This window comes from Kibdelosporangium aridum, assembly GCF_900176515.1.
GTDB lineage: Bacteria > Actinomycetota > Actinomycetes > Mycobacteriales > Pseudonocardiaceae > Kibdelosporangium > Kibdelosporangium aridum.
Window position 1 is genome coordinate 95,405 of sequence record NZ_FWXV01000006.1, and the last position, 24,281, is coordinate 119,685.

Here is a 24,281-nt window from a genome sequence, read left to right on the forward strand (position 1 = left end):
GTCAAGTCTTCGACCGTGGTTCAGGCAGTGGGTTTGCCGGCATCCCACTCGCGGTAGGTTGGGTGCATGGCTCTTGGCGAGGAGCGTGAGCTCGTACCCCTTGGCGCAGGCTTCGACTATGCGAAGCGCGGCTACAACCGTGCGCAAGTCGACGAGCACCTGGAACGGGTGGACCGGGACATGCGCCTGCTCGCCGCCGACCGCGACGCGGCGGTCTCCCAGGCGGCGGATCTGGCGCGCCAGCTGGAGATCGCCCGCTCCGAGATCGACGACATGCGCGGCCAGATCGAGCGGCTGTCCCTGCCGCCGACCACGCTGGAAGGCCTGAGCGAACGTCTGCAGCGGATGCTGCGCCTCGCGCAGGACGAGGCGACCGAGACCAAGGCCCGCGCCGAAGCAGAGGCCGGGCACATCAGGGCGAAGGCCGAGACGGACGCCAACGCGCTGCGCGCCCGTTACGAGGAGATGCTGCGCGGCCTGGACACGCGGCGTGCCGAGATGGAGGCCGAGCACCGCGAGGTGCTGGCGAAAGCCCGCCAGCAGGCCGACGAGATCACCAAGGCCGGCCAGGACGAGCGGGCCAGGCTGGACGCCGAGTCCGAGCAGCGGCGCGCCCAGGTCGAAGAGGACTTCGAGATCGCCATGGCCTCCCGCCGCACGGAGTCGATGCGTGCGCTGGCCGAGCAGGAAGCCACGAGTAAGTCCGAGGCCGAGCGCCGCGTCCGTGAGGCGACCGAGGAAGCCAACCGCCGCAGGCACGACGCGATCACCGAGTCCAAGGCCCGGCTGCAGGAAGCGAGTGAGGAAGCCCACCGCCGCGTCCGCGAAGCAACCGAGGAAGCCAACCGTCGGATCAGTCACGCCGCCCAGCGCGTCGCCGCGTTGCGTCAGCTGCGCACGCGGGTGGCCAACCAGTTGCGTCAGGCTCGCAGCCTGATCCAGGACGCGGACGTCGTGCTGGAGAACGCGACACCGGTGCTGGATCCGCTGCCGGAGGAGCGTCGCCCGGACGAGTCGCCGACCAAGGCGATCAAGCCGCTGAGCCAGACCGAGGCGGCGGGTGGGCCGCCCAAGGAGCACTGGGAGCCCGCGGAGCCGGACGAGAACTCGAACACCGACGCCACCAAGCCGGTCGCGAAGCCCGTGCACAAACCGCGCCCCTGATTTCGGCAGGCAGTTACACTGACCCGGCGTGCGCTGGAGGGCGCCGCCGGGTCCGCGGGCAGGACAGAGTCCACCTCCGCTGTGCATGAACAGCTGCCCATGACGGCCTCTTTCGACCCCGACGCGGACCACGGGGCTACGAAGGAGACGTCATGCAGTACCTTCCGGCCCGGCCGAACATGACCCAGTTGCGGCATCAGGCCAAAGACCTTCTGCGTGCTGCCAAACGCGGCGACCACGACGCGCTCCGCCGGATCTCCCCACCGGTCATCCTGGCCTCGGCGCAGCTGGCGATCGCCCGTGAATACGGCTTCTCCAGCTGGGCGAGGCTCAAGCTGGAAGTGGAACGGCGCGACGTGTTCAACAGCAGGGACCTGTCCCGGCTGACCAAACTGTTGGCCGAGCATCCCGCCTTGGCCACGACCAAGATGGAGCACTGGTGCGACCACCAGAAGGGCGCTGACGTCCTCGGCTACATGGCGATGCTGCGCTTCGACAGCGCACGACTGGGCTTGCCACGTGACCTGCCGGGCACCGGCACCATCGCCAAAGCACTGATCAGCGCAGGCGCGCCGGTCGACGGGCATCCCGGCGACAGCGAGACCCCGCTGATCACCGCGGCAAGCTACGGCGACGCGGAGGTCGCCCGCGTGCTGATCGACGCGGGCGCGAACCTCGAAGCCGTGTCCGCCCCCGACTCCGGCGGAGTTCCCAGCGGTACGGCGCTGCATCACGCGGCCGTTTTCAGCATGACCGAGGTGGTCGATTTGCTGGTGGCCTCCGGAGCCCGGATCGACAGCCTGGAAATGGCGGCCGCGGCGGGCGATCTCACGGGCTGGCCGCCGCAGCGGTTCCCGCTGCAGAACCGCCTGCGGGCCTTGGTGTTCGCCGCCGATCACGAACGGCTGGAAGTCATCGACCAGCTCGTCGCCGCCGGGACTCCGGTCAATGAGGCCGACGCCGAATGGCAGCGGATGCCGCTGCATATCGCCGCGGGCAGCGGCAGGGCAGCGAGTGTTCGGCGGCTGTTGGCTCTTGGTGCGGACCCGAACGTGCGCGATCCGCAGAGCCAACGCACTCCGCTGCAGTGGTGTCGCGACAGCTCGGGACGCCGTGAGGTCGAGGCGATCCTCAAGCCGTTGACCGCGTCCTGAGGATCGTTGCCAAGAGGTGCAGCCCAAAGGGCACACTTCATTGCAACGAGAGGCACTTTGCGCTGGTCACGGGTTGGAGGCCGCACGTAAATCGTTGGCGCGCACTGAGATCACGCGTGGAAGATCCCCAGCCGTAAGCATGGAGAGAGGACGTTGTGATGACCGAAGTCCGCGCGGCGGCGGGGAAAGTGCGTGGCACGACCGAGGACGGTGTGGCGGTCTTCCGTGGCATCCCCTTCGCTGAGCCGCCGGTTGGGGGCCTGCGGTTCGCCGCGCCGCAACGGGCAAAGGCCTGGGACGGGGTTCGGGATGCCACGCGGTTCGGCCCACCCGCGCCGCAGGCCGGTTTCTTCGGCATGGACACCCTCGTAGAGGACGACGACAACTGGCTGACGGTCAACGTCTGGTCGCCGCCGGGTACCGGTCTGCCTGTCATGGTGTGGATCCCGGGCGGCGCCTACATCCTCGGCATGTCGAGCCTTCCCGAATACGACGGCGCACGCCTTGCCCGGGAAGGCGTCGTGGTGGTCACGTTCAACTACCGCGTGGGCATCGAAGGTTTCGCGCAGATCGAAGGCGCACCGGCCAACCGTGGTCTGCTCGACCAGGTCGCCGCGTTGGAGTGGGTACGCGACAACATCGATGCCTTCGGCGGTGATCCCGGTCGTGTCACGGTTTTCGGTCAGTCGGCGGGCGGCGGGTCGGTCGCGGCCCTGCTGGCGATACCGCGTGCGAAAGGGCTTTTCCAGAGGGCCATCGCGCAGAGTGTCGCGGGCACGTTCTTCACGCCGGAGCTCGCCCAGGACATCGCTACCGCCTGTGCCGCGGAACTGGGGCGCAAGCCAACCGTGGCCGATTTGTCTACTGTGGACCCGAATGGGCTGTCCGGCGCCGGTGACGCGGTCACGGCGAAGATCAGTCAGTTCACGGATCGCTGGGGCCGGCCCGCGCACCGGACCATTCCGTTCTCGCCTGTCGTCGACGGCGATGTCCTGCCCACGGCCCCATGGCAGGCGCTACGCAAAGGCACCGCCCGAGACATCGACCTCATCGTCGGCCACACCCGGGACGAGCAGCGGTTGTTCACCGCGATCCAAGGCATGGTCGGCGAAGTGACCGAGGAGCAGGCGACGGCCGCGCTGGAGATTTTCGCGCCGGGCCAGTATCCCGACGCGGGCCCCGAAGAGTTGTACGAACTCGTCCACGGAGACTGGCTCTTCCGGATGCCGTCGTTCCACCTCGCCGAGGCGCAGGTCAGCGGGGGTGGCCGGGCGTACCTCTACGAACTGACCTGGAGCTCACCGACCATGGGCGGTGCGTGCCACGGCCTGGACGTCCCTCTTGTCTTCGGCAACATCGACAAGGGCCAGCCCGCGATGCTGATCAACGGTGCTCCTGAGGCGGAGACGTTGTCCGCCCGCATGCGTGCAGCGTGGACGGCGTTCGCGAAGAACGGTGACCCTGGATGGCCTGCGTACGACGCTGACAAGCGCCTGACGCAGATCTTCGACGTGCAGTCGACGGTCATCCCGTACCCGGAGGAGGCGTCACGGCTGATCTGGCAGGACCACACATTCGCGGCCCTGCCATTGATCAGCCGGTGAACGTCAGACGCCGCGGAAGTTGTTGATGGCGTTGATGTGCTTGGCGCGCATCTCCTCGTCTCGCACGCCGAGGCCTTCGGATGGTGCCAGGCACAGCACGCCGACCTTGCCCTGGTGGGCGTTGCGGTGCACGTCGTACGCCGCCTGCCCGGTCTCCTCCATCGGGTAGACCTTCGACAGGGTCGGGTGGATCTTGCCCTTGGCGATCAGCCGGTTCGCCTCCGACGCCTCGCGGTAGTTCGCGAAATGCGAGCCGACGATGCGCTTGAGGTGCATCCACAGATACCTGTTGTCGTATTGGTGCATGAAGCCCGAAGTCGACGCACACGTCACGATCGTGCCACCGCGCTTGGTCACGTAAACGCTTGCGCCGAAGGTTTCCCTGCCGGGGTGCTCGAAAACGATGTCCGGGTCTTCACCGCCGGTCAGCTCGCGGATCTTGGCACCCAGGCGCTTCCATTCCCGCGGATTTTGGGTGTTCTCGTCCGACCAGAACTTGTAGTCCTCGGCCGACCGGTCGATGATCAATTCCGCGCCCATTCGGCGGCAGATCTCGGCTTTGGCCGGGCTCGACACGACGCACACCGGGGTCGCGCCGCCGTTCAGGGCGAACTGGGTCGCGTACGAGCCAAGACCGCCGGAGGCGCCCCAGATCAGCACGGTGTCGCCCTGCTTCATCGCGGCGCCGTTGCTGGACACGAGCTGGCGGTACGCCGTCGAGTTGACCAGACCGGGGGAAGCGGCTTCCTCCCAGGTCAGGTGGGCAGGCTTGGGCATCAGCTGGTTGGACTTCACCAACGCCAGCTCGGCGAGGCCGCCGAAGTTCGTCTCGAAGCCCCAGATCCGCTGCTCCGGGTCCAGCATCGTGTCGTTGTGGCCGTCCGGGTGCTCCAGCTCCACCGACAGGCAGTGCGCCACGACCTCGTCGCCCGGCTTCCACGCACCGACACCGGGGCCGGTGCGCAGGACCACGCCTGCCAGGTCGGAACCCACGACGTGGTAAGGCAGATCGTGCCGTTTGGCCAGCTCGGATGTCTTGCCGTAGCGGCGCAGGAACCCGAAGGTGTCCAGCGGCTCGAAGATCGACGTCCACACCGTGTTGTAGTTGATCGCCGATGCCATCACCGCGACCAGCGCCTCGCCCGGGCCCAGCTCCGGCGTCGCGACGTCCTCGACGTGCAGCGACTTCCGGGGGTCCTTGTCCGGGGTGGGCAGTCCCGCGAACATTTCCACTTCGTCCGCGTGCACGGTTACCGCACGATAGTGATCCGGCACATCCAGACCGCCAACGGCGGACAAGTCACCCGAAAGAATGGCGTCACGGATCTTTTCCACGCCTGACCTCCAACGTCGTGATTTCCGGAGGTTACCCACGGGTAATCGGAGATCACCACAAATGTGAGACCTGCGCCACCCGGACCGATTCAGTGTTTATCCGGCTCCACCAATTCGACCAGCACGCCACCGGCCGACTTGGGGTGGATGAACTGGACCCGGCTGTTTTCCGTGCCGTGGACCGGCGCGTCGTACAGCGTGTCGAGCCCCTTGCCGCGGATCGCGTCGGACGCCTGGTCGACGTCCTCGACGCGGTACGCGAGCTGTTGCAAGCCCGGGCCGCGCTTGGCGAGGAACTTGCCGATGGTCGAGTCGGGAGTCAGCGGGGCGAGCAGTTGGATCGCCGTGCCGGAGCCGTCGTCGCCCGGTGCGCGCAGCATCGCTTCGCGGACGCCTTGTTGTTCGTTGACCTCGGTCGCGCTCACCACGAGCCCGAAGGTCTCCTGGTAGAACGCGATGGCTTCGTCGAGGTCGGGTACCGCGATGCCGACGTGGTCGATCGCAGTGACCTTGGCTGCGGCATGATCTGACATGGAAAAGAGAGTAAGCACGTTCCGTAAGCCGCGCGCGACGGTTGTGTGGTGTGCGCGACACAGTCCTTCACACGGAATCGGTGCAGAGGGATACCCATAGGTATCGTCAGGTTAACGAGCGCTCGCATCTTGTGTTGGAGGCAGTTGTGTCCGGTTCCGTCATCGTCGCTGGAGCCCGCACCCCCATGGGGCGGCTGCTCGGGCAGCTCAAGGATTTCTCCGGCGCACAGCTCGGCGGCTTCGCGATCAAGGGAGCGCTCGAGCGGGCCGGGGTGGCGCCTGAGCAGGTGCAGTACGTGATCATGGGTCAGGTGCTGACCGCCGGTGCCGGTCAGATCCCGGCGCGCCAGGCCGCGGCCGCCGCCGGCATCCCGATGAGCGTGCCCGCGTTGACCGTCAACAAGGTCTGCTTGTCCGGCCTTGACGCGATCGCGCTGGCGGATCAGCTGATCCGGGCGGGTGAGTTCGACATCATCGTCGCCGGTGGCCAGGAGTCGATGACTCAGGCGCCGCACCTGCTGTCCAAGTCGCGCGGCGGGTACAAGTACGGCGACGTGACCATGATGGACCACATGGCGCACGACGGTCTGTTCTGCGCGTTCGACCAGGTGGCCATGGGTGCGTCGACCGAGAAGTACAACTCGCGTTACAACGTGACGCGCGAGCAGCAGGACGAGTTCGCGGTCCGTTCGCACCAGCGGGCTGCTGCCGCGCAGAAGAACGGCTTCTTCGCCGAGGAGATCGTCCCGGTGCCGGTGCCGCAGCGGAAAGGTGACCCGCTGGTTGTCGACACCGACGAAGGCGTCCGCGGCGACACCTCGGTGGAGACGCTCGCCAAGCTGCGTCCCGCGTTCGCCAGCGACGGCACGATCACCGCGGGCTCCTCGTCGCCGATTTCCGACGGTGCCGCGGCGGTTGTGGTGATGAGCAAGGCCAAGGCGGAGGAGCTGGGCCTGACCTGGCTGGCCGAGATCGGTGCGCACGGCGTCGTCGCGGGCCCGGACGCGAGCCTGCACGAGCAGCCGTCCAACGCGATCAAAGCCGCGCTGGCCAAGGAGAACCTGGCTGCTGAGGACCTCGACCTCATCGAGATCAACGAGGCTTTCGCCGCCGTCGGCCTTGTCTCCGCCGACCAACTCGGGATCAGCACGGACAAGGTGAACGTCAACGGCGGCGCGATCGCGCTCGGCCACCCGATCGGCATGTCCGGTGCGCGGCTCGCGCTGCACCTGGCGCTGGAGCTCAAGCGCCGGGGTGGCGGCGTCGGTGCCGCGGCGCTGTGTGGTGGCGGCGGCCAGGGTGACGCGCTGATCATCCGTGTCCCCCGATAAATGTGAACAGTGATGTGAACGATCTGGTCGGTCGCGCGCGGGACGGACAGCCGCGCGCGATCGCCAGGTTGATCTCGCTCGTCGAGGACGCCAGCCCGCAGCTGCGTGAAGTGGCTGCCGCGCTGGCGCCTTTCTCCGGACATGCCCGGGTCATCGGGCTGACCGGTCCGCCCGGTGTCGGCAAGTCGACATCCACGTCCGCACTCGTGACTTCCCTGCGCCGGCAAGGAAAACGCGTCGGTGTGCTCGCGGTCGACCCGTCGTCGCCCTTCTCGGGCGGCGCGCTGCTCGGCGACCGGATCCGGATGCAGGAACACGCCACCGATCCCGGCGTTTTCATCCGCTCGATGGCCACGCGCGGGCACCTCGGCGGCCTGTCATGGGCGACGCCGCAAGCGCTCAGAGTCCTTGACGCGGCGGGCTTCGACGTTGTCCTGATCGAGACGGTCGGAGTTGGACAGTCCGAAGTGGACGTCGTATCGCTCGCTGACACGACGGTTGTGTTGCTGGCGCCGGGAATGGGTGACGGCATTCAAGCGGCCAAAGCCGGGATCCTGGAGATCGCCGACGTGTTCGTGGTGAACAAGGCGGACCGGGACGGCGCCGAAGCGACCGTGCGGGATCTGAAGAACATGGTCGCGATGGCCCGTCGAGGCGTCGGCGGCGCCTCGTGGCGCCAGCCGATCGTCCGGACCATCGCGTCCACAATGGAGGGTGTGGACGAGGTCGTCACGGCGTTGGACGCGCATCACCAGTGGCTCGTCGGTCACGGCGAACTCGAACAACGGCGGCACCGGCGGGCGCAGGCCGAGGTCGAGGCGATCGCGCTGGAAGCCGTGCGTGCCGGGTTCGAAGGACGCGGCCACGATGTCCTTGCCGCGTTGGCAAAGCGGGTGGCGGCGGGCGACATGGACCCGTACGTTGCCGCTGACCAGTTGATCGCGGGAATACCGCGCACCGATCCGGCGTCGTGACCTGCAGACTGGGAGAGACAACAGGACGGAGTCACTCGATGCGGTTCGGGATTTCCACGTTCGTCACCGACGATGCCATCGGCCCGGCCGATCTGGGCCGCGCGATCGAGGAACGCGGCTTCGACTCGCTGATCATCGCCGAGCACACGCACATCCCGGCCAGCCGTGAGACCCCGTATCCGGGCGGCGGTGACCTGCCGCCGGTCTACTACAAGACGCTCGACCAGTTCGTCACGCTCGGCGCCGCGGCCGCGGTCACCGAGAAGATCCTGCTGTTCACCGGGATCACCCTGCTGATCCAGCGCGACCCGATCGTCACGGCGAAGGAAGCCGCCACGATCGACCTGATCTCAGGCGGCCGCTTCGTGTTCGGTGTCGGCGCGGGCTGGAACCTCGAGGAGATGCGCAACCACGGCACCGACCCGTCGACACGCGGCAGGCTGCTGGACGAGCGGATCGAGGCGATCAAGGCGCTGTGGGCGGACGAACCGGCTGAGTACCACGGCAAATTCGTCGACTTCGACCCCGTGCACATCCGCCCGAAGCCGGTCCGCCAACCGCACCCACCGATCTACATCGGCGGCGACTCCGACGCCACGGTGCGGCGCGTGGTCAAGTACGACGCGGGCTGGCTTACCAATCCACTCCCGGTCGGGCCATTGACCAAGCGGATCGCGCAGCTGCGGGACGCCGCGAGCCGAGATGTGCCGGTCAGCATGTTCGGTGCGCCGAAGGACCTCGATCTGTGGTCCTCCTTCCATGGCCTCGGTGTCGAACGGCTCGGCCTGTTCCTGCCGTCCCGGCCGCGTGACGAGACGTTGCGGCTGCTCGACGAGTACGCGGCGAAGGTAGCCGACTTCGCCAAGGGGTAGGGATAACCCCACGATGAACTCGGGTGTTTGAGCCATTCTGACGTCCGCTCGTCCTCAATAGCGTTGCCGTCATGAACTCACAGGTGATGATGATGGCGCCGGCGTTGAGGATGAGCGGGGTCACCAAGACGTACGGGACCGGCGCGGGGACCGTGCACGCGTTGCGCGACGTCAGCATCGAGCTGCGTCGCGGCACCTTCACCGCGGTGATGGGGCCGTCCGGCTCGGGCAAGAGCACGTTCCTGCACTGCGCGGCGGGCCTGGACCGGCCGACGAGCGGGCAGGTCTGGCTGGCCGACGCCGAGCTGTCCGGGATGACCGAGACCCAGCTGACCGTGCTGCGCCGCGAGCGGATCGGGTTCATCTTCCAGGCGTACAACCTGCTCAGCACGCTGACCGTGGAGCAGAACATCACGCTGCCGCTGCGGCTCGCGGGCAAGCGTGTCGACAAAGCGGCACTGGCCGAGGTGATCAGGGCGGTCGGGCTGGACGACCGGGTCAAGCGGTTGCCGAGCGAGCTCTCCGGTGGTCAGCAGCAGCGTGTGGCCATCGCGAGGGCGTTGGTGACCAGGCCGGATGCCGTGTTCGCGGACGAGCCGACCGGCGCGCTGGACACCCGGACCGCTCGCCAGGTCCTTGAGCTGTTGCGTCACGTGGTCACGGGCATGGGCCAGACGGTCCTGATGGTCACGCACGACCCGGTCGCGGCTTCGTACGCCGACTCCGTGGTTTTCCTTGCTGACGGCCAGTTCGCGGGCGAGATGCGCAGGCCGACGCCGGAGATGATCGCCGAGCGGATGACGCACCTGGGTGACCGTCACGCGGCCTGAATTGGTGTAGCTCGTACCACTGTGCCGGACGGATGGCCAGGGCAGACTCATGGACATGGTGAAGCAATGGGGGCGGAGCATCGGATACCTGGCCGCGGTCGGGATCAGTGCGCCGGTGGCGATGCCGTTGTTCATGCTGCTGCCGATGAGCGGGATCGCGCTGATCGTGGCGGGGCTGGGGTTCGTACTCTTCCCGATCGTCATCATGACGATCCGGCTGTGGACGGACGTGCACCGCCAGCTGGTCGGCTGGGTGCTCCGCACACCCGTGCCGCCGCAGTACCGGCCGTTGAGCGGCGGGGTGCTCGACCGGGTGCGTCAGGTGGTGACCGATCAGACGACGTGGCGCGATCTGGCCTGGCTGTTCGTGAACATGATCCTCGGGTTCGCGTTCGGCATGCTCGGCATGATCCTTTCGGCGTTCGCGGTGTTCAGCACGTTCTTGCTGTTTTTCTGGTGGGTGATGCCCGCGGACGAGCCCGCCCGGATCATGGACATCGCGATCACGGACGTCGGCCGGGCGATCGTGATCGGCGCGCCCACCTCGGTCCTCGGCCTCGCGTTGGCCTGGTTCGGCGTGCCGGCCCTGGCCAAGGCGCACGCGAACATCTCGAAGATGCTGCTGTCGCCGTCGAAGCTGGCCGAGCGGGTCGAACAGCTGACTGAGACGAGGGCGGGCGCGGTGAACGCGCACGACGCGGAGCTGCGTCGGATCGAGCGTGACCTGCACGACGGCACACAGGCGCGGCTGGTGTCCATCGCGATGCGGCTAGGGGTCGCCGAGAAGTCGTTGGACGAGAAGGATCCTGTGTCGTCGTTGGTCCGGGAGGCGCGTGAGGGTGCCGAGCAGGCCATGGGGGAGCTGCGCGACGTCATCCGGACGATGTATCCGCCGATCCTGACCGACCGCGGCCTCGATGGGGCGTTGGCCGCGCTCGGTGCTCGTTGTCCGGTGCCGACCGTGGTGGAGACCGAGGACCTGGGGAGGGTCCCGGCTCCGGTCGAGGCGGCAGCTTATTTCGTGGTGGCGGAGGCGTTGACGAACATCGCCAAGCACAGTCACGCCACCGCCGCGTCGGTACGCGTGACCCGGGACGACTGCCTCCGGATCACGGTGTCAGACAACGGATTCGGCGGCGTCGACGAGACCAAGGGAACTGGGATCCTCGGAATGCGTCGGCGCGTGGCGGCGCTGGACGGTACGGTGGCCGTGGACAGCCCGATGGGCGGGCCGACGGTGATATCGGTGGAGTTTCCTTGCGCGTTGTGATCGCTGAGGACAATGTCCTGCTGGCCGAGGGCCTCAACCTCCTGCTGCGCACCAGCGGCATCGAGGTTGTGGCCACAGCCGGTGATGGGGACACGTTTGTCGAAGCGGTCAGGGAACACCGGCCGGATGTGACCATTGTGGACGTTCGGCTGCCGCCGTCGTTCCGCGACGAGGGACTTCGGGCGGCGCTGGCGGTCCGGGCGGAGTTCCCGTCGCTGCCAGTGCTCGTACTTTCCCAGTATGTCGAGGAAACCTACGCCACGGAGTTGCTGTCAGACGGCCGCGGCGGAATCGGCTACCTGCTGAAGGACCGGGTCAGCCGGGTCGACGAGTTCGTGGACGCGTTGCGCCGGGTGGCTGGTGGCGGGACCGTGATGGATCCCGAGGTGGTGGCCCAGTTGCTGGTGCGCCGCCGCCGTGGGCACGACCCAGTCAGCACGTTGAGCCCGCGGGAGAAGGAAGTCCTCGGGCTGATGGCCGAAGGACACGCCAACAGCGACATAGCGACAAAGCTCGTGGTCACCGAACGGGCCGTGCACAAGCACATCGGCAACATCTTCGCGAAGCTGGATCTGCCGCCGAGCGACGGCGGGCACCGCCGGGTGCTGGCGGTGCTGGCGTATCTGAACAGGTGAGTCGGCTTCAGCCAGGTGGCAGCTGCGCGGCCTGCTGGGTTTCCCAGGCGTCGAGGTGCAGCACGACAGTGGAACCGTCACGCCATCGCAGTGTGCGGTTGGCCGGGTCGACATGCGGGCGCATCGGTCCGTCGCCCTGCCACAGGGTTTCCACCCGGAACTCTTCCTTGGCGACCCGGATCAGTGCGGATCGGTTGCGCGTCCAGACGAACCAGCACCAGTCCACTTGGTATTGCTGGTGTTCATGCCGTGTCGCGTCGGCGAACTGCACGGCCATGCTGGTGGCAGGGCCGGTCACCTTGCTGTTTCGAAAGCCGTGCGACGGCGTGCCGCCCGACACCATGGCGAACAGCGTGAGCACGATGTTGCGGACCGGCAGGAAGATGCGCCCGAAGAACCATCGGAGCCCCTGCTGGCCCTTGAACGATCCGTTGCGGCGACGCCCTTCGACGTCGTACGCCGGACGGAATTCCTCGACGTGCATGGACAACGCTGGACCGTCGTTCCACATGCGGGCGATCTGATCACGCAGGTACGCGTGCGACTCGGAAACCTTTGTGATCTTCGACCACTCAGTCATCGGCGCTTCCTCGCGGCTGCCAGAAGAACCCGTCGAAGATGCCTTCGGCCAGGTCCTTGATGTCAGCCCAGTCCTCGGTGTTGGTGCTCATCACGGACAACGCCACCAACGTAGTGCCATCTTCGTCGGGCAGCCACGCGGTGAGTGCGTGCTGGGAGATCTCGTAGGTCTCCTCGGGCTCACCGATCTTGATCTCGCTGTCCTCGTGGGACTCGACTGTCACCGCGGGGCCCGAGTCCAGGTGGACGGTGCGGACCAGACCGGACTGCTGACTCTCGTGGATCTCCAGCAGGCCGCTGATCGCCGCCTGCGCCGACGCGTGATCGGACGGCATGACGTAGGCACTGAGCAGCACGAGGATCGGCCGTTGACCGTCGGTCGACTTGAAGACGCCTGCCGACACGTGCGACGCCCCGCCTGCCGCGACACCCGCGCCGACCGAGGCGAGTGTGATGGCCGCCGCCACTGCGCCCGTGTCCAGCTCGGGGACCTGGAAGACCCCCGCGATCTCGCCCGCCAAGGCACGCAGGCCTTCCTCGGTCAGCTCACCAGGCGGAATCTGGACGAACTGCTCGGGCAGGACCAGGTTGAACTCGCGCAGTTGCGGCACCGACGTCACCACGGGGAGTGCTCCTTGACCTGTTCCTTGCCGTACGCCATGCCCAGCCCGACACCGGTCTTGATGCCCGAGTTCACGGTCGCGCCCGCGATCAGGCCGCCGGTGGAGAACGCATCGGTGATGTTCACGCCAGGAATCCAGTTCGCCATCTTGACGCCGTTGGCGTGCGTGTAGCGGGCCGCGTCGTACATCGCGCCCGCCGGATCCGCTCGCAACGCGGCTTGGGTGATCGGCGTGAACGTGTCTTCGCCGACCTTGACCACCTTCGCGCCTGCCAACGGAACCCTGGCTACCCCGCGGCCGGTCCGCGCCGCCTGGACAGCCGCGTTCTTCATGCCCGCGACCGCACGTCCGCCGGGGATCGCGCCGATGGCGTCCATTCCGATGCTGGTCCAGGACACGTCCGCACCCGCGGCCTTGGCCAGGAGTTTCGTACCGGCTGCGGCACCACTCACCACGGCCGCCGCGGTGGCGGTGACCGCGTTCACGCCCGGGATCCAGCACGTCGCGATCGCCACGACACCAAGGACATTGCCGACCGCGCTGAGCACAGTGCCGATCTTCGCGATGACGTCGGCGTGTTCCTTGACGAAGTTCCAGACGTCGGTGGCGAGTTCCTTGACGCCCTCGACGATGTCGCTGAGCGCCTCGCCGATCCGGTCGAAGAAGCCGGGCTCCTCCGGCGCTTCGTCCTTGGCTTTGCGCAGGGCGTCGGCAACCCGGTCGGCCAGGTCCTGGTGCTGTTCGAGCAAGCGCTTGGCCTGCTCCCGGATCGCGGTCAGGTCGTTCTGGGCACTGGTCAGCTGCGCCTTGGCCTGATCAAACCGCTGCTGGGCGTTCTGCAGGGCCTCGTCGCTGTTGAACACCTGCCCGGCGAGCCCGAGATCCGGGTTGTTCTCGGCACTTTGCACGGCCTGCAAGGCCTTCTTGGCCTGCGCCTCGTAGTCCCGTGCGGTGCGCTGCATGGACTCGAGGTCGGCGGCCCAGTCCTGGAGCACTGTGGACGCGTCGCCGAGCGAACGGCGAGCCTTGTCCAGATAGGCCGGAAGTTCACCGACCTTGCCCTGGAAGTTGGTGGCGGCTTGGCCTTCCCAGACACTGTTGGACCGGCCGATGCTCGTCAGGGACGTATAGGCCTCGTTGAGCTCATTGGCCACAATGGTCATGTTGTCGGCGACCGAGGTGACGGAGCCCACGGTGCCGGGTGCGGGGTCGAAGCCGATCGCGGGATAGCTCACGTCCCACCGTCCATCCTGCGGGAGATGCGCGTGTCGCCCTCACCGGCCGGAAAGTATTCCGAAGTGGCCTGATCGGCCTGCTGGTACTGCTTGCGCGTGGCGTCGAGGCCCTCGACCATCTTGCCCGCGCACTCGGCCAGCTTGCCGATGCCGTACTCCCAGCGGTCCTGGAAGGCGTTGCCCGCCTGGTCGATCAGAAAGCTGCCCATGTCCTTGGCGGATGAGTCGCGCAGGTTGTTGTTGGCCCTGGTCATCCGCTCTTCGGCGGTGGCGAGCTGGTTGATCAGCCTGCCCATGCCGCCCAGCTCAAGGCGGTATCCGTCTGGCATCGAACTCCCCGTTTCCTCCTCGCGTGCCGACTGGGACGCAGCGGCGTCGCGGTTGGATCCACTCGGGACGAAAAAAACCGGGGCACGTCAGCGGACGTGCCCCGGTTGTGACGCGGAGATCAGGTCAGCACTTCGTCTTGTAGAAGAACTCGGCCTTCTGGTCCATGTCGTCCTTGGTCAGTGCGACCAGCGGAGCGGAGATGTTGCGCTGGACCGGCTTGCCCTCGATCGCGGCGATGGCCTGCTGCACGCCCGCCTTGCCGATGGTGGCCGGGTCCTGTGCGATCAGGGCCTGGAACGCCCCGGCGCGCAGGCCTTCCACTTCGGACGGGCTTGCGTCGAAGCCGACCAGCTGGACCTGGCCGACCTTGCCCGCGCTGCGCAGGCCGGTCGCGGCACCCTCGCCGGTGTTCAGGTTGGTCGCGAACACGCCGATCAGGTCCGGCGTACTGGAGATGGCCGCGGTGACCTTCTGCGCCGCCACCGACGGCTCGTTCTCGGTGAACTGGACGCCGATGGACTTCAGGTTCGGCGCGGACTTCTTCAGCTCCTCCTCGAAGCCCTTGGCCCTTGCCGCCGTGGTCGACGTGCCCGCCTTGGTGTCCAGTACCAGGACCGAGCCGGACTTCCCGCTGGTCAGCTTCGCCATCGTCTGCGCGGCGAGCTGGCCGCCCTGGGTGTTGTCCGACGAGATCGAAGACGCCGCGACGCTCGTGTCCTGCAGCGCGGTGTCCACTTCGATCACTTTGACGCCCATGTCCTTGATCTGCTTCATCTGGGGCGCCATCGTCTTGTCGTCGGTCGGCGCGATGAGCAGGGCCGCGGGCTTCTTCGCGCCCAAGGCGGTCACGATCGGGGCCTGCAGCGTCGGGTCGAACTTGTCCGGCGCCTGGGTGGTGATCGTGTACCCGGCTTCCTTCGCCGCCGCCTCGGCGCCGCACTGCATGGAGATGTAGAACGGCTCGTTCTTCACGCCCACAACAAGTTCGAGGTTCTTGTTGGCAGGCGCGGCTGCGCTGCTCTGGCCGCCGCCCGAGCTGTTGTTCTGGCCGATCTGGCCACCGCAGGCCGCCACCAGTGCTCCGGCGGCGAGCACCACGACCAGTGTCTTCGTTGACACTCGAACCTCCAAACTATCGCTTGTTCTGAGAACGGCGCCGCTGCTGGTCGAACCACACGGCCGCGACCAGGACCGCGCCGACCGCGATCTGCTGCCAGTACGGCTGCACGCCGATGATGTTGAAGCCCTTCTGCAGTACCGCGGGGATGAACACACCGATCACCGTGCCGAGGATGGTGCCGATCCCGCCGAAGAGGCTCGTACCGCCCATCACCACACCGGCGATGGCGTTCAGGTTGTCCGTGGTGTGCCCGGAGATCGTCGTCGACTGGAAGTACGCCAGCGACATGAAACCCGCGATCCCGGCAAGGAAACCGGTCAGCAGGTAGACGTTCGTCAGGTGCCGCGTCACGCCGATACCCGAGCGCCGTGCGGCTTCCGCGTTCGAACCGATGGCGAACGTGTACCGGCCGAACCGGGTGGTGTGCAACACCAGGCCGAAGATCACCGTGATCACCACGGCGACCACGACGAGGTTCGGGATGTTGCCTTCGAGCGTGCCGAACCCCAGGCTGTCGCGCAGTTCCAACGGAACCGTGCGCACGTTCGTGCCGTCGTTCAGCAATGAGGCCACACCCAGTGCCGCACCGAGGGTGCCCAACGTGACGATCAGCGGCGGGATGTTGGCCCTGGCCACCAGCAAGCCGTTGATCAGGCCCCACACCGAGCCACCGGCGATCGCCACGACCAGGCCGACGATGATCACGCCCCAGCCCGCGTTGCTGGCGTCCTGGTTGGGGCTCATCCATTCCATCGTCTTCGCCGAGATCATGCCCGCGAAGATCAGCACCGAGCCGACCGAAAGGTCGATGCCGCCGGTGATGATCACGAACGTCATCCCGACCGCGATCACCAGCAGCACCGAGGTCTCGATGAACAGCTGCTGGAAGTTGAAGAACGTCAGGAACGAGTCCGGTGCCATCGCGCTGAACACCACGATCAACGCGAGCAACACCAACGCGATCCAGAAGGTGTTGGCCGACAAAAGCCTTGCGCTCAGCGCCTGCCGCTCCACCGTGGGCTCAGTGTCTACAGTGGTCACGCCGCGTCCTCCTGTGTCAACGCACCGGTCATCGCGCCGACCAGATCTTCCAGCGACGCGTCCGCGGCGGTGAACCGGGCCACGCGGCGGCCGAGCCGCAGCACCTCGACCCGGTCGGACACCGACAGCACCTCGGGCATGTTGTGGCTGATCAGCACGACAGCCATGCCCTCGTCACGGACACGCTTGATCACGTCTAGCACCTTTTCCCGTTGCACCACACCGAGTGCCGCGGTCGGCTCGTCCATGAACACGACCTTGCTGGCCCACACGACAGAACGCGCCACGGCGACGCTCTGCCGCTGCCCGCCGGACAACGCTCCGATGGGCACGTCGATGCTTTGCAGCGTTACGCCGAGGCGAGTGAACTCCTCGGCGGCCTGCTTGCGCATCGCCGCCTTGTCCAATACGCCGAGCTTGCCGAGCAGGCCCTTGCGGCGTACTTCCCGGCCGAGGAACAGGTTCGCGGCCGGGTCGAGATCCGGCGCGACGGCCAGGTCCTGGTACACCGTCTCGATGCCGAGACGTCGTGCGGTGACCGGCGAATCCAGTGTCACCGGCTCGCCTTCCAGCAGGATCGTTCCGGAATCCGGGATCTCCGCGCCGGAGAGGCATTTGACCAAAGTGGACTTCCCGGCGCCGTTGTCGCCGATCAGTGCGACGACTTCGCCTTGTCCGACTTCGAATGAAGCGCCGCGCAGGGCTTCGACCGATCCATAGTGCTTGACTATGTTCTGCGCCTGCAAAACAGGTGTCACAACGTTACCTCCGGTGGCAGGCAGCGAATCGCCACGAGCTCACCGTCCACAGTAGCCGGTCCGGCGGCGTGCGGGAACACGTATGTATCGCCCTTGTTCACCGCAACGTCGCCATTCTCGGTTCGGATCGTGCCCGAACCCTCAAGCGCCACAAGGATCGAGAACGACGCGTCGAGCGATGCGCCACCGCGGATCCGTTGTGCCCGGAAGAAACTCGCCGCGTCCGGACCAAGGAGGTCGGTCACCGGCGATTCGCTTTCGGCGTGTCGCACGATCTGCTTGAGCCGGTCATTGTCCCAAGCGGACCGGTCGACGCAGTCGAGTACGACGTCGTATCCGAAGCCGAGGTGTCCACCGGCCTCCGAGTCGAGAAAGTCTTTCCACTCCAACGTGACCGACAGATCGGTCGGCTGCTGGAGCTCCACGATGAACACCCCGGCGCCGATCGCGTGCGGCAGTCCAGCCGGGACGAAGACCGTGTCACCGGGCTTCACTGTCACGGCGTTCAATGCACCGAGCATGGCCGTGGTGTCCTGTTCGGCCACCCAGTCGGCCACCGTGGACTCGGAAAGGTCTTCCTGGAATCCGATGTGGACGTTACCGCCGTCCGCCGGTGTCCCGACGATGATCCACGCCTCGGTTTTGCCGAAGTGTGAGCCCATGTGCTTCTGTGCGAAGGCATCCGAGGGGTGGCAGTGCACCGGCAGCCGCTGTCCGGCGTCGAGCAGCTTCACCAGCACGGCGGGATCGCCGCCGAACCGTGCCGCGTGTGCCTTGCCGAGCCAGTTCTCCGGGTGCCCACGCACCGCGTCCCGCAGCCACTGGCCGTTGTCCAGTTTGGTCAGGCCGTCCGTGGCCATGCCGTACCGGGTGGTGGTGGACCCGACCCAGTCTTCCGGCCCGTGATCCGTCCGCGCTTTGCCCGCACCTCTGAGTGCCTCGATCGAGCCGCCGCCGGCGTAGAACTGAGCAGGCTGGTTGGCGGGCAGCCACACCGGGGATTTCCCGGTTGCGACATCTGGGCTGTTCAAGGGCGTACCTCTCCCGATCCCCGAGGGATGATGTTGGCCGGCAGCACGATCCTGCGCGGCGGTGACGTGTCGCCTTCCATTCGGGCGAACAACAGCTCGGCGGCAGCACGGCCCATGGCGGCGATGTCGTGCGCGAGCACGGTCACCGGCGGGTCGAGCAGATCGGCCAGTTCGAAGTCGTCGAAGCCAGCCACAGCAGGCCGCGCGTCCAACGTGCTCAACGCACGCAACACCATGATGGTGATCCGGTTGTTCCCGGTGATCAGCGCGGTCGCCGGTGCGGTGCCGGACAGCAAGCGGCGGACGGAGCTCGCTACCCCGGCATCGGTGTGCGGCCCCATCACGACGAGCGACTCGTCGTAACGGATGCCTGCTTTCGCGCAACCTTCGCGAAAGCCTCTCAACCGCTCGCTGGCGGTGAAAATGTCGGGCGCGTCGCCGAGGAAGGCGATCCGCGAGTGCCCGTACTGGGCCAGATGCGCGACCATCGCGGCGGTGCCGCCAAGGTTGTCGACCAATACGGTGTCGGCCACGACATCGCCCGCGGGCCGGTCGACGAACACGACCGGTGTGCCCGCGCGCATCTCAGGCACGAGGTAGCCGTGCTGCATCCCGGCGGGCACCACGATCAGCCCGTCGACGCGGCGGGAGCAGAACTCCAGCGCCAGCTCACGTTCCCTGGCCGGGTCCTCGGCGGAAGAACCCGTCAGCACCTGACGGCCGAACGTCCGGGCGACTTCCTCGACGGCCCTGGTCAGCACGGAGTAGAAGGGGTTGCCGACGTCCTCGAGGACCAGCCCGATGGTGCCGGTGGACATGCCCCGGCGCAGGTTGCGGGCGCCGAGGTTACGGCGGAACCCCAGCTGTTCGATCGCGGCCAGCACGCGCTCAGCGGTGTCCGGGTGGACACCGGGCTCGTCGTTGACCACCCTGGAGACGGTCTTGATGCTCACGCCGGCGAGCCGGGCGACATCACTCATGGTCGCCCGGCGGACCTTGCGTGTCCCTGGTTCCGACAACGTTGTCATGGTGGCGCCGAGTATCACGCCGAGACCGAAAGCTGTCAACGGCCGAAGCGAAGCGAACGGCACCCGGGCACGCGCGTGTCCACCAGCGAGGGCATCGCGCGTGCACACCTGTACCTAAAACGCCGGAGCGAAGCGAACGGCCGCAGGGCCACGCGCGTGTCCACCGGCTCCGGCATGGTGTGTTGAACGCGCGAGCGGCGCACGGCGGCACCCAGCGGGGCTGGGTGCGAGTCGAGCAGTTTGACTCACCGTGCCGGAATGGTGGACACGCGCCGGCTCGCGGCCGAAGGAAGCTGCCGACCAAATGCGGTCCTGCAAAGTGCATCTCACCGTGCGGCAAAGTGCATCTCACTGTGCTGGACCGGTGGACACGGTGTGCTGGAGTGGTGGACACGGTGTGCTGGAGTGGTGGACACGTGGGTGGGGGCTAGTGCATATGGGCTAACCGCGTGGATCGACATCTGGTGAAGGGTTGACGGCGGCTGCGACTCTGCGCAGTGTGGCCGACACGAACGGTTGATAGCGACAAGGTTGTCAGTCAATCCGGGAGGCGATCGGGCACATGTCACGCAGAAGATGGTTGGCAGCGACGGTGATCCTGGGGGTCGCGTGGGGCGTCGTCACCGCTCCGGCAGCGATGAGCCAGCCGCGGGCAGCCATCGAGGACTTAGCTCAGTTCGTGAATCCGTACATCGGGACCAAACCTGGGGGACCTGACCATGGCACCGGCGGCGGTGCGGGCAACACATTCCCCGGTGCGGTCGTGCCTTTCGGCATGGTCCAGTGGAGTCCGGACACCGTCACACATCAGCACGGCGGCTACTTCTACGACGACAATCGCATCAAAGGGTTCAGCCTGACGCACCTGTCCGGCGCCGGATGCAGTACATACCAGGACATTCCGATCATGCCGTTCGTCGGCCAAGTGACCACCTCCCCGGCCACGGACCCCAACCGGTACATCGCGAAGTTCAACCGTGCCAACGAGACCGCGACGCCAGGCCACTACGGCGTGGCTCTGGACTCCGGTGCGAAGATCGATCTCACGGCCACGCAACGCACTGGTGCCGGGCGGCTGCAGTTCCCGGTCGGGCCGGTGGCGACCTTGTTGGTCAACACGTCCGGTTCGATCGCGGGCACGGATGACGCCGAGACCGTCATCGGCACGGACACGATCAGCGGTTGGGCGACGAGCGGCAAGTTCTGCGGCACGGACCACCGCTATCGCGTCTACTTCCATGCTCAGTTCGACCGGCCGTTCGAGTCCGTCGGCACGTGGAAGAACGGCAAGGTGACACACGGGCAGCGCGTCGAGCGCGGCGGCGCGCCGCCCAGGGTGGAGCAAAATGCCCAGAAGACCGCCGAACAACCAAAGCCGAAGCCCGTCACGCTCGACACCACAGTGTCCGGGCCTGGCTCCGGTGGCTTTGTCACGTTCGACTCCTTCGAATCGAACGCCGTGAATGTCCGAGTTGGACTGTCGTTTGTGTCCGTCGACGGCGCCAAGGGCAACCTCGCTGCCGAGACCGGCGCTTTCGACCAGGTCAAGGATGCCGCGCGGGCCGCGTGGAACGCCAAGCTGAACCAGATCCAGGTCAAGGGCGGCTCACCCGACGAGCGGACCACGTTCTACACCGCGCTTTACCATTCGTTGATCCAGCCGAACGTCTTCTCCGACGCGGACGGCAGGTACGCCGGATTCGACGGCCGGATCCACACCACCGGCAGACCCGTCTACACGAACTTCTCCGGCTGGGACGTCTACCGGTCGCAGTCGCAGCTGCTGGCCTTGCTGGCGCCCAGGGAAGCATCGGACATCGCCCGCTCGATGATGCTCTACGCCGAGCAAGGCGGCGCCTGGGACCGCTGGACGGTCGCCAACGGGTACACCGGCGTGATGAACGGCGACCCGTATCACATCATCGTGTCGACCGCGTATGCCTTTGGCGCCAAGGACTTCGACGCGTCCAAGGCGCTACTGCTCATGCTGCGCGGGGCGACGCAGCCGACGCAGGGCTACGTCGAACGCCCCGGGCTTGAGGACTACCAGAAGCTGGGCTACGTCCCGATGGGCGCGCCCAACGTGTGGGGCCCGGCAGCGACCACTTTGGAATACACCAGCGCGGATTTCGCCATCGCCGAACTGGCGCGCAGGCTCGGTGACGGCGCGACCTGGAGCACGTTCATGAAACGCGCCCAGAACTGGCAGAACCTCTACAACCCGGACAACGGATATCTGAACCCTCGCAACAAGGACGGCTCGTTCATGCAGCCGTTCAACCCGGCCAGCGGCGACGGCTGGGTCGAAGGCAACGGCGCGCAGTACGCCTGGATGGTCCCGTACAACCCACGCGGCCTGTTCAACGCGATGGGCGGGAACGCGACCGTCGTCAACCGGCTGGACACGTTCTTCAAGGAGCTCAACGCCGGGCCGAGCCGGCCGTTCGCCTTCATGGGCAACGAGCCGAACTCGCACGTGACCTGGCTCTACAACTACGCCGGAGCGCCGGCGAAGACGCAGCAGATCACCCGCAAGGTGCTCACGGATCTCTACAGCCCAAGGGAGAACGGCCTGGTCGGCAACGACGACCTCGGTCAGCTGTCGTCCTGGTACGTCTGGGCCGCGATGGGGATGTACCCGATGATCCCCGGCCGGGCCGAGCTCGTCCTCAACGGACCGTTGTTCGAGGAGATCGTGGTGACCCGGCCGACCGGCGCCAAGCTCACCATCCGTGGCAAGGGAGCGGGGACGAAGTCACCTTACGTCTCAGAGGTTCTGTTCAACGGTCAACCCTCCACAAGGACATGGCTGCCCGAGTCCTTTGTGGAACGCGGCGGCACGGTCGACTTCACCATGTCCGGGACTCCGTCGGCATGGGGCACAGGCGCCGGCGATGCGCCGCCGTCGTTCCGGGATGGCGAGGTTGGACAGCGAGGATATGTCTCGCCGTCAAGGATCGTGCTTCCGGCCGGCACGAGCGGTTTCGTGGAGATCGGTGCTCAGGACTTCTCCGGCGACGGCGCACGGCTCACGTGGACCGCGCCGGGGCCTCCTGGCATCTCGGTGATTCCCGGTGGCAGCGAGTTGATCGTGCCGCCCGGGGCCAAGGCGGGCAGATCGGTCGCCGTGCGGGTCGAGCCCGGCACCCCGGACGCCACCTACCAAGTGGTTGTTCATTTCACTGGGCCGCAGGGTCCGCTGCCGAGTGCGACTCTGCAGATCCTGGTCGCCCAGCCGGGCAGCCTGCGCACTGTCTACAACAATGTCGGGATATCGCCGGACAACGCCATGTCCGTGGCGAACTTCGACAACGTCGGCTTCAGCTACTCGGCGAACGCGTTGGCCAACGCCGGGCTCAAACCGGGCGGAACGGTTACAGTGGACGGTCTGACGCACACCTGGCCGGTCACCGCGGTCGGTGAGCCGGACAACGTGATCGCGGGCGGGCAGACGGTGAACGTCCAGGCTCCAGCCGGGGCGACCAAACTGGCGTTCCTCGGCAGTGCGGCCAATGGGACTGCTTCAGGCACTCTCACGATCACCTACACCGACGGGTCAACGCAGCAGGCCCAGATCGGGTTCTCGGACTGGACCCTGGGCGGCGGTGGCCAACAGCCGTCGTTCGGCAACCGGATCGCGGTCACGTCGACGTACCGCAACTCGGTGAACGGGTCGTCGCAGGGCCTGAACACCTACGTGTTCGCCACCGCACCCGTCGCGCTGGATCCGTCCAAACAGGTCAAGAGCGTGACGCTGCCTTCCGCGGTGTCCGGCGGGACGCTGCACGTGTTCACGGTTTCGGCCGGATAGTCCGAATGGTGTAACCAAAAGACTGATATTTGTATCGAGTCTCCCGCCTCGCGAGATATCTGGCGCGAGGCGGGATACCTTTGCCGGCATGACCGGTAATGGGGGAGATGCGATCGTCGTCTCCGGAATCCGCAAGAGTTACGGTGAACTCACGGCCGTTGACGGAGTGTCGTTCACAGTGGCCGAAGGGGAGTTCTTCGGCATTCTGGGGCCGAATGGCGCAGGCAAGACGACCACGCTGGAAATCGTCGAAGGCTTGCGCGAGCCCGATTCGGGCAGCGTGACGCTACTCGGCGAGAACCCGTGGCCACGCAAAGTGCAATTGCTGCCAAGGATCGGTGTGCAGCTGCAGGCGTCGGCGTTCTTCGAGAAACTGACCGCACGCGAGCAGATCGAGACGTTCGCATCGCTGTATGGCTCTGGCACCAAGAACATCGACGAGATGCTCGAGGTGGTCGGCCTCACCGAGAAGGCGAACACCCGCGAGGACAAGCTTTCCGGCGGTCAGCGGCAGCGGCTGTCGATCGCGTGCGCACTGGTGCACGACCCGGACATCGTCTTCCTCGACGAGCCGACCGCCGCGCTGGATCCACAGGCGCGGCGCAACCTCTGGGACGTGCTGCGCGAGATTCGCTCGCGTGGCAAGACGATCGTGTACACCACGCACTACCTCGACGAGGCCGAGGTGCTCTGCGACCGGGTGGCGATCATGGACCACGGCAAGATCCTCGCGATGGACACGCCTGCCGCGCTGGTCCGTGGCCTGGACGCGCCCACCCATATCCGGCTCGAACACGGTGTGCTGCAAGTGGATGAGGTCCGTGGCTTCATCGGGGTCGATGAGGTGAGCGACGACGGCGACATGTTGACGATCGCCACGCGCAAGCCCGCGCCGGTGCTCAGCGCGTTGGCCGAGCGCGGAACCCTTGACGGGCTTCAGGTCCGCACGGCCACGCTCGAGGACGTTTTCCTTGACCTCACCGGACGGGAGTACCGGGCATGAGCGAGCTTGCGAACGAATCA

Annotated in this window: 22 protein-coding genes; 11 read left to right on the forward strand and 11 right to left on the reverse strand. The window is 66.7% G+C overall.

Features of this window, described 5'->3' with window-relative positions; genetic code table 11:
• Positions 1 to 66 precede the first annotated feature (66 nt).
• The 3 genes from B9C43_RS31080 to B9C43_RS31090 all read left to right on the forward strand — a co-directional run bounded on the left by B9C43_RS31080 (position 67) and on the right by B9C43_RS31090 (position 3,922).
• Positions 67 to 1,164, forward strand: a complete 1,098-nt coding sequence (locus tag B9C43_RS31080) for a chromosome segregation protein (protein ID WP_235038948.1) — start codon at positions 67 to 69, stop codon at positions 1,162 to 1,164.
• A 152-nt stretch (positions 1,165 to 1,316) separates the two neighbouring features.
• Entirely contained in the window at positions 1,317 to 2,318 is a 1,002-nt protein-coding gene (locus B9C43_RS31085; RefSeq protein WP_084430467.1) for an ankyrin repeat domain-containing protein, read from the forward strand.
• A 158-nt stretch (positions 2,319 to 2,476) separates the two neighbouring features.
• On the forward strand, positions 2,477 to 3,922 hold the full coding sequence (locus tag B9C43_RS31090; RefSeq protein WP_084430468.1) for a carboxylesterase/lipase family protein: 1,446 nt from the start codon (positions 2,477 to 2,479) through the stop codon (positions 3,920 to 3,922).
• A 3-nt stretch (positions 3,923 to 3,925) separates the two neighbouring features.
• Here the strand turns inward: B9C43_RS31090 and ccrA are convergent, their stop codons facing one another.
• Entirely contained in the window at positions 3,926 to 5,257 is a 1,332-nt protein-coding gene (gene ccrA / locus B9C43_RS31095; RefSeq protein WP_084430469.1) for a crotonyl-CoA carboxylase/reductase, read from the reverse strand.
• A gap of 89 nt (positions 5,258 to 5,346) precedes the next feature.
• Positions 5,347 to 5,790, reverse strand: coding sequence for a methylmalonyl-CoA epimerase (mce, locus tag B9C43_RS31100; protein WP_033380792.1), 444 nt, complete (start codon positions 5,788 to 5,790; stop codon positions 5,347 to 5,349).
• A 146-nt stretch (positions 5,791 to 5,936) separates the two neighbouring features.
• Between mce and B9C43_RS31105 the strand changes: the two genes are divergently transcribed.
• The 6 genes from B9C43_RS31105 (at position 5,937) to B9C43_RS31130 (ending at position 11,702) form a co-directional block, all read left to right on the forward strand.
• Positions 5,937 to 7,121: an acetyl-CoA C-acetyltransferase gene (locus B9C43_RS31105; protein WP_033380819.1), complete on the forward strand. Its 1,185-nt coding sequence runs from the start codon at positions 5,937 to 5,939 to the stop codon at positions 7,119 to 7,121.
• A gap of 14 nt (positions 7,122 to 7,135) precedes the next feature.
• The gene (gene meaB, locus B9C43_RS31110; protein ID WP_407657133.1) at positions 7,136 to 8,095 is read left to right on the forward strand and encodes a methylmalonyl Co-A mutase-associated GTPase MeaB; all 960 of its coding nucleotides are present in this window, start codon (positions 7,136 to 7,138) and stop codon (positions 8,093 to 8,095) included.
• Positions 8,096 to 8,133: 38 nt separating this feature from the next.
• Entirely contained in the window at positions 8,134 to 8,967 is an 834-nt protein-coding gene (locus B9C43_RS31115) for an LLM class F420-dependent oxidoreductase (protein ID WP_084430471.1), read from the forward strand.
• 71 nt (positions 8,968 to 9,038) lie between these two features.
• A complete protein-coding gene (locus B9C43_RS31120) occupies positions 9,039 to 9,797 on the forward strand; it encodes an ABC transporter ATP-binding protein (protein ID WP_235038949.1) in 759 nt (252 codons plus the stop codon).
• 55 nt (positions 9,798 to 9,852) lie between these two features.
• Positions 9,853 to 11,067 carry a sensor histidine kinase gene (locus B9C43_RS31125; RefSeq protein WP_160096792.1) on the forward strand — a complete coding sequence of 405 codons (1,215 nt, stop codon included), beginning with the start codon at positions 9,853 to 9,855 and terminating at the stop codon, positions 11,065 to 11,067.
• Complete coding sequence (locus B9C43_RS31130) at positions 11,055 to 11,702, forward strand: response regulator transcription factor (RefSeq protein ID WP_084430473.1); 648 nt, start codon at positions 11,055 to 11,057, stop codon at positions 11,700 to 11,702. Before B9C43_RS31125 ends, B9C43_RS31130 begins: the two co-directional genes overlap by 13 nt.
• A gap of 7 nt (positions 11,703 to 11,709) precedes the next feature.
• Here B9C43_RS31130 and B9C43_RS31135 read toward each other — a convergent pair whose 3' ends face one another.
• The 9 genes from B9C43_RS31135 to B9C43_RS31175 all read right to left on the reverse strand — a co-directional run bounded on the left by B9C43_RS31135 (position 11,710) and on the right by B9C43_RS31175 (position 19,399).
• The gene (locus B9C43_RS31135; protein WP_033380783.1) at positions 11,710 to 12,282 is read right to left on the reverse strand and encodes a hypothetical protein; all 573 of its coding nucleotides are present in this window, start codon (positions 12,280 to 12,282) and stop codon (positions 11,710 to 11,712) included.
• Positions 12,275 to 12,904 (reverse strand): hypothetical protein, encoded by a 630-nt coding sequence (locus B9C43_RS31140; RefSeq protein WP_084430474.1) that lies wholly within the window; start codon positions 12,902 to 12,904, stop codon positions 12,275 to 12,277. Before B9C43_RS31140 ends, B9C43_RS31135 begins: the two co-directional genes overlap by 8 nt.
• The gene (locus tag B9C43_RS31145; protein WP_084430475.1) at positions 12,898 to 14,139 is read right to left on the reverse strand and encodes a putative T7SS-secreted protein; all 1,242 of its coding nucleotides are present in this window, start codon (positions 14,137 to 14,139) and stop codon (positions 12,898 to 12,900) included. The genes B9C43_RS31140 and B9C43_RS31145 overlap by 7 nt, the downstream gene beginning before the upstream one ends.
• A complete protein-coding gene (locus tag B9C43_RS31150; RefSeq protein WP_084430476.1) occupies positions 14,136 to 14,468 on the reverse strand; it encodes a hypothetical protein in 333 nt (110 codons plus the stop codon). The genes B9C43_RS31145 and B9C43_RS31150 overlap by 4 nt, the downstream gene beginning before the upstream one ends.
• Positions 14,469 to 14,592: 124 nt before the next feature.
• Positions 14,593 to 15,588, reverse strand: coding sequence for an ABC transporter substrate-binding protein (locus B9C43_RS31155; protein WP_084430477.1), 996 nt, complete (start codon positions 15,586 to 15,588; stop codon positions 14,593 to 14,595).
• A 13-nt stretch (positions 15,589 to 15,601) separates the two neighbouring features.
• A complete protein-coding gene (locus B9C43_RS31160) occupies positions 15,602 to 16,630 on the reverse strand; it encodes an ABC transporter permease (RefSeq protein WP_084430478.1) in 1,029 nt (342 codons plus the stop codon).
• Positions 16,627 to 17,388: an ATP-binding cassette domain-containing protein gene (locus B9C43_RS31165; protein ID WP_033380778.1), complete on the reverse strand. Its 762-nt coding sequence runs from the start codon at positions 17,386 to 17,388 to the stop codon at positions 16,627 to 16,629. Before B9C43_RS31165 ends, B9C43_RS31160 begins: the two co-directional genes overlap by 4 nt.
• Positions 17,385 to 18,419 carry a class I mannose-6-phosphate isomerase gene (locus B9C43_RS31170; protein ID WP_084430479.1) on the reverse strand — a complete coding sequence of 345 codons (1,035 nt, stop codon included), beginning with the start codon at positions 18,417 to 18,419 and terminating at the stop codon, positions 17,385 to 17,387. Before B9C43_RS31170 ends, B9C43_RS31165 begins: the two co-directional genes overlap by 4 nt.
• Positions 18,416 to 19,399, reverse strand: a complete 984-nt coding sequence (locus B9C43_RS31175; protein ID WP_084430777.1) for a LacI family DNA-binding transcriptional regulator — start codon at positions 19,397 to 19,399, stop codon at positions 18,416 to 18,418. Before B9C43_RS31175 ends, B9C43_RS31170 begins: the two co-directional genes overlap by 4 nt.
• 610 nt (positions 19,400 to 20,009) lie before the next feature.
• On the opposite strand from B9C43_RS31175, the gene B9C43_RS31180 reads away from it, so the two are divergent.
• Both B9C43_RS31180 and B9C43_RS31185 read left to right on the forward strand, forming a co-directional pair.
• Positions 20,010 to 23,258: a GH92 family glycosyl hydrolase gene (locus B9C43_RS31180; RefSeq protein WP_235038950.1), complete on the forward strand. Its 3,249-nt coding sequence runs from the start codon at positions 20,010 to 20,012 to the stop codon at positions 23,256 to 23,258.
• 88 nt (positions 23,259 to 23,346) lie between these two features.
• Complete coding sequence (locus B9C43_RS31185) at positions 23,347 to 24,261, forward strand: ABC transporter ATP-binding protein (RefSeq protein WP_084430480.1); 915 nt, start codon at positions 23,347 to 23,349, stop codon at positions 24,259 to 24,261.
• Positions 24,262 to 24,281: the final 20 nt, after the last annotated feature.

Bases quoted from the DNA above. Each gene is read 5' to 3' on its own strand.
- B9C43_RS31080 (WP_235038948.1), top strand. From the start codon at position 67: ATGGCTCTTGGCGAGGAGCGTGAGCTCGTACCCCTTGGCGCAGGCTTC.
- B9C43_RS31085 (WP_084430467.1), top strand. From the start codon at position 1,317: ATGCAGTACCTTCCGGCCCGGCCGAACATGACCCAGTTGCGGCATCAG.
- B9C43_RS31090 (WP_084430468.1), top strand. From the start codon at position 2,477: ATGACCGAAGTCCGCGCGGCGGCGGGGAAAGTGCGTGGCACGACCGAG.
- mce (WP_033380792.1), bottom strand. From the start codon at position 5,790: ATGTCAGATCATGCCGCAGCCAAGGTCACTGCGATCGACCACGTCGGC.
- B9C43_RS31115 (WP_084430471.1), top strand. From the start codon at position 8,134: ATGCGGTTCGGGATTTCCACGTTCGTCACCGACGATGCCATCGGCCCG.
- B9C43_RS31120 (WP_235038949.1), top strand. From the start codon at position 9,039: ATGAACTCACAGGTGATGATGATGGCGCCGGCGTTGAGGATGAGCGGG.
- B9C43_RS31125 (WP_160096792.1), top strand. From the start codon at position 9,853: ATGGTGAAGCAATGGGGGCGGAGCATCGGATACCTGGCCGCGGTCGGG.
- B9C43_RS31135 (WP_033380783.1), bottom strand. From the start codon at position 12,282: ATGACTGAGTGGTCGAAGATCACAAAGGTTTCCGAGTCGCACGCGTAC.
- B9C43_RS31150 (WP_084430476.1), bottom strand. From the start codon at position 14,468: ATGCCAGACGGATACCGCCTTGAGCTGGGCGGCATGGGCAGGCTGATC.
- B9C43_RS31175 (WP_084430777.1), bottom strand. From the start codon at position 19,399: ATGAGTGATGTCGCCCGGCTCGCCGGCGTGAGCATCAAGACCGTCTCC.
- B9C43_RS31180 (WP_235038950.1), top strand. From the start codon at position 20,010: ATGTCACGCAGAAGATGGTTGGCAGCGACGGTGATCCTGGGGGTCGCG.
- B9C43_RS31185 (WP_084430480.1), top strand. From the start codon at position 23,347: ATGACCGGTAATGGGGGAGATGCGATCGTCGTCTCCGGAATCCGCAAG.